The following is a 1,396-nucleotide window of genomic DNA, read 5'->3' on the forward strand; positions in this document are numbered from 1 at the left end:
CCGCCTCCGCCTCGGCCCGCGCCTTCGACTCGGCCAGGGCACGTTCGGCCTCCCGCAATGCCTCGCGCAACCGCGGCAGTGCCGGGGCGTCCGGATCGGCCCGCCCCATCAGCGCCAGCAGGCGCCCGCTCTCGGCGTTCTCGCCGCGCACCAGCGCCTGCTCGGCCGCGATCAGCAGGTAGGGCTGCAGCTCCACCAGCGCGGCGGCGACGCTGGCGTCGTCCGGGTCGCGCTCGCGCAGGGCGAGGTAGTACTCGATCGCGTTGTCGCCGGCCGGGGCGTGGATTCGGCGCTCGCGCAGCGCCGCGGTCGCCCGCTCGCGCAAACCGCCGCTGTCGAGGGTCGCGATCCGCGTGTCGGCGGCGGCCTCGAGCGCGCTCGACGCTGCCGGCGCCGGCGCCACGGTTGAAGGCCCCTCGGGCGCGGCGCTGCAGCCGGCGACAGCGACTGCGATCGATATCAGGATGGCGAAACGGCATTCGCGACGGTGCATGGCTGCGCCCCCTACGCAACGAAGCTGGGCAGGCTACGCAGGGCGTGTGACGGCGGCGCGGCAGATTGGCGACAGGCGGCGGCATCGGCGCCAACACAACAGATCCTGAAAAGCGGTGGCCGCGGTGAAATTGTGTAACTCCGCCACCGGGGCGTACCGTGTGCGCCATGCTGCGCCTTCACCGTGCCCTCCGCCCACTGTCGCTGCCGCGTCTGCTGATGCTGGCGCTGCTGGTGCTGGGCGTGCTGAGCAAGCCGGTGCTGGCCTCGATCGGCGAGATCCACGAACTGCAGCACGACCCCAGCGGACAACACCTGCTGCTGGAGAGCGACGACGGCCACCTGCCCGTCGTCGGTGCCGACACCCGCGGCGACGCCACCGCGGGCGACGGCGACGGCCTGATCCACGAACTGCTCCACTTCGCCCACTGCTGCGGCCAGTCGCCGCAGAGCGTGCCGGCCATGGCGATGACGGTGCCCGCGCCGGCCATCGCGACGAACCCGCCGGCGCCCGCCGCCGTGCCCGCGCCGCGCCACCGCGGCCAGGACGTATTCCGCCCTCCGATCGTCGAATGAGCCCGCCGGCCCCGCGCCGGTTTCCGCTTCCATCCCTTTCGGAGTGACCCCATGTTTCTGCGACTCGCGGCCATCGCCGCCGTGGTCGCTTGTGCCGTGGCAACGGGCCCGACCCGTGCCGGCGAGCGACTGAGCCTGGACGACGCCTTCGTGCGTGTCCTCAATACCCATCCCGACCTGCGCCTGGCCGATGCCCGGGTCGACATCCTGGCCGCCGAACGCGAGCGCGCCGCACTGCGCCCGCCGCTGGTGGCCGGCGCCGAGCTGGAGAACGCCTTCGGCAGCGGCGCCGCCTCCGGGCTGCGGGCGGCCGACCTGACCCTGAGCC

General features: G+C 73.6%; 1 protein-coding gene and 2 pseudogenes. 2 read left to right on the forward strand and 1 reads right to left on the reverse strand.

Annotated features, from left to right (window positions below; all coding sequences use genetic code 11):
* Window positions 1-493 (reverse strand): annotated as a pseudogene (locus FKV24_RS16545) (energy transducer TonB); the annotation flags it as partial.
* A gap of 167 nt (window positions 494-660) precedes the next feature.
* Between FKV24_RS16545 and FKV24_RS16550 the strand changes: the two are divergent.
* Together FKV24_RS16550 and FKV24_RS16555 are read left to right on the forward strand one after the other, a co-directional pair.
* Window positions 661-1,068 (forward strand): hypothetical protein, encoded by a 408-nt coding sequence (locus FKV24_RS16550; RefSeq protein WP_141483165.1) that lies wholly within the window; start codon window positions 661-663, stop codon window positions 1,066-1,068.
* A gap of 51 nt (window positions 1,069-1,119) precedes the next feature.
* Window positions 1,120-1,396, forward strand: a pseudogene (locus tag FKV24_RS16555) (TolC family protein); the annotation flags it as partial.

It is taken from the genome of Marilutibacter maris, assembly GCF_006546735.2.
Classification (GTDB): domain Bacteria; phylum Pseudomonadota; class Gammaproteobacteria; order Xanthomonadales; family Xanthomonadaceae; genus Marilutibacter; species Marilutibacter maris.

Excerpts from the sequence above, each read along its gene's own strand:
- FKV24_RS16550 (WP_141483165.1), top strand. The coding sequence starts at position 661 with ATGCTGCGCCTTCACCGTGCCCTCCGCCCACTGTCGCTGCCGCGTCTG.